The 2,513-nt window shown below is 65.2% G+C and carries 4 protein-coding genes; all 4 read right to left on the minus strand.

Features of this window, described 5'->3' with window-relative positions; translation table 11 throughout:
* Nucleotides 1–452 (minus strand): aminotransferase class I/II-fold pyridoxal phosphate-dependent enzyme (locus AC1DOC_RS29030; protein WP_478131056.1); only part of this gene is annotated, 452 nt, incomplete at its 3' end.
* A gap of 38 nt (nucleotides 453–490) precedes the next feature.
* Nucleotides 491–1,432, minus strand: coding sequence for a CysB family HTH-type transcriptional regulator (locus tag AC1DOC_RS29035; protein WP_012747830.1), 942 nt, complete (start codon nucleotides 1,430–1,432; stop codon nucleotides 491–493).
* A 63-nt stretch (nucleotides 1,433–1,495) separates the two neighbouring features.
* Entirely contained in the window at nucleotides 1,496–1,870 is a 375-nt protein-coding gene (locus AC1DOC_RS29040; RefSeq protein ID WP_012747831.1) for a sirohydrochlorin chelatase, read from the minus strand.
* A gap of 6 nt (nucleotides 1,871–1,876) precedes the next feature.
* A partial coding sequence (locus tag AC1DOC_RS29045; protein WP_478131057.1) for an LptF/LptG family permease occupies nucleotides 1,877–2,513 on the minus strand: 637 nt, incomplete at its 5' end.

Consider the following 2,513-nt stretch of genomic DNA (forward strand, 5'->3'; position numbering starts at 1 on the left):
GGCACCAGCGGCACGCGCACCACGCGGCCGCCGGCCAGCTCGATGTTGGGCACGTAGCTGTCGTAGCAGGGCTCCAGGACGATCACCTCGTCGCCCGAGCGCACCACCGCAAGGATGGCGGTGATGATCGCCTGCGTGGCGCCGGCGGTGACGGTGATCTCGTCGGCGGCGCTGTAGTCGTGGCCGTAGAGCGCCGAGATCTTGCGCGCGATGGCCTCGCGCAATGCCGGTATGCCGGGCATCGGCGGGTACTGGTTGTGGCCCGCGGCCATGGCGGCCGTGACGTCTTCGAGCAGCTTCGGGTCGCAGTTGAAATCGGGGAAGCCCTGGCCGAGGTTCACCGCGTTCTTCTCTGCCGCGAGCGCGGACATCACGGTGAAGATGGTGGTGCCCACGGCGGGCAGCTTGGTGGCGATCTCCGGGGTGCGGGGGGAGGAGGAAAGGGCGCTCATGGTGGTGCTCGGAATCGGATTCGGAATCGGGGTCTGGATCAAAGTTCGTAGTCTTGCTGGTGGCCGCTCAGGGCCTTGGCAATCAGATTGCGGTCGAGACGGTCGGACAGCAGCTCGGCAAACTTGAAGACGAAGTTGCGCAGGTAGGCGCTGCGCTTGAAGGCCACGCGCGCGATGTTCTGGCCGAACACATGGCCCATGGGGCGCACCACGAGATCGGCGTTCGATTCGTCGCGCACCGCCATCTCGGCCACGATGCCCACGCCAAGGCCCAGGCGCACGTAGGTCTTGATCACGTCGGAGTCGATCGCTTCGAGCGCGATGCGCGGCGTGAGCTTCTTCTGCGCAAAGGCATGGTCGATGCGCGTGCGGCCGGTGAACGACGGGTGGTAGGTGATGATGGGCTCGTGCGCCAGGTCTTCGAGCGAGATGCGCTCCTTGGCCGCCAGCGGATGGTCCTTGGGCAGCACCAGCACGTGCTGCCATTCGTAGCAGGGCAGGGTCACGAGCTCGGTGTAGTCCGAGAGCGACTCGGTGGCAATGCCCACTTCGGCGATCTCGTCGATCACCATGCGCGCCACCTGGTCGGGCGAGCCCTGGTGCAGGCTCACGTTGACCTTGGGGTAGGCCTCGCGCAGCTTGGCCACCGGCACCGGCAGCACGTAGCGCGCCTGGGTGTGGGTGGTGGCGATCGAGAGCGTGCCGCTGTCCTGCGCGCTGAACTGCTCGCCGATGCGCTTGAGGTTGCCGACTTCGCGCATGATCAATTCGATGCTCGCGATCACGTGCTGGCCCGGCTCGGTGACCCGCTTCAGGCGCTTGCCATGGCGCGCGAAGATCTCGACGCCGAGCTCTTCCTCGAGCTCGATGATCGCCTTGGACACGCCCGGCTGCGAGGTGTGCAGCGCCTTCGCCGCCTCCGTCAGGTTCAGGTTGCGCCGCACGGCTTCCTGAACAAACTTGAACTGGTGCAGATTCATATCAAATTCCGTCTTATTGCGGAATTCATTATGCCTTCGGAGTCTATGGAAATTGCTGCAAGTTCAAGATTTGCTTGCAATTCTGGCCAGCAGATCGACCAGCTCGGGCTCTTCGCCAACGATGCCGGCCAGCTGGAAGTCGACCTGCGGCCAGGTCTGGCGCAGCGCATCCACCTGCAGCGGCAGGTCTTCGCGGGCATGCTTGCCCATGCCGAGGAAGAGCGGAACCACCCGAAGTCTCCTGGCGCCGCTGGCAATCAGGGCCGCGGCCGCGGTGCGCAGGTCGGGCGCCGCAAGCTCCATGTAGGCGCAGGCCACGCGGGCCTGCGGGTCGAGCGCCGTCACGCGTGCGGCCACCGCCTCGATGGGCTCGCGCCAGCGTTCGTCGCGCGAACCATGGGCCAGCAGCACGATGCCCCTTGCATTCCCCGTGGCCATCTTTCGCTACCTTCGAAGCACCAGCCAGCTGAAGGCAGCCAGCGACATCACCGAATAGATGAGCCCGGGCGCCGCCGCCGTCAGCCATGGCGACCAGTTGCTCAGGTTGCCGAGATAGCCGAAGACGTTGTTCAGCAGGAAGAAGCTGATGCCGATCATCACGCCGCCGAACACGTAGGTGGTGATGCCGGCCTGGCGGAAGTGCAGGTAGGCGAAGGGCAGGGCGAGCACCACCATCACCAGGCATGAGAGCGGGTAGAAGACCTTGCGCCAGAACTGGATCTCGTAGCGCTGCGCGGTCTGGCCGTTGGCCTCCAGGTGCCGGATGTAGTCGAACAGGTCCAGCGTGCCCATTCGGTCGGGCCGCAGCAGCGCCACCGACACCATTTCGCTGGTCAGCGTGGTCGGCCAGTCGAGCTGCGGCACCTTGGTGGTCACGATGCGGGCCTTTTCTGCCGAGATGCGCGTTTCGTAGTCCTGCAGTTCGACGTCCGACAGCTGCCAGTGGTCGTCGAAGATGCGTGCCGAGGACGCGACGAGCTGCTTGCGCACATAGCCGTTGGCGTCGAACTCGAAGATGCGCGCATTCTTGAGCGAACCGTCGCGCGCGATGGACAGCACGTTGACGGCATAGGACACGTTC

This window comes from Variovorax sp. 01T439_2 (assembly GCF_056398445.1).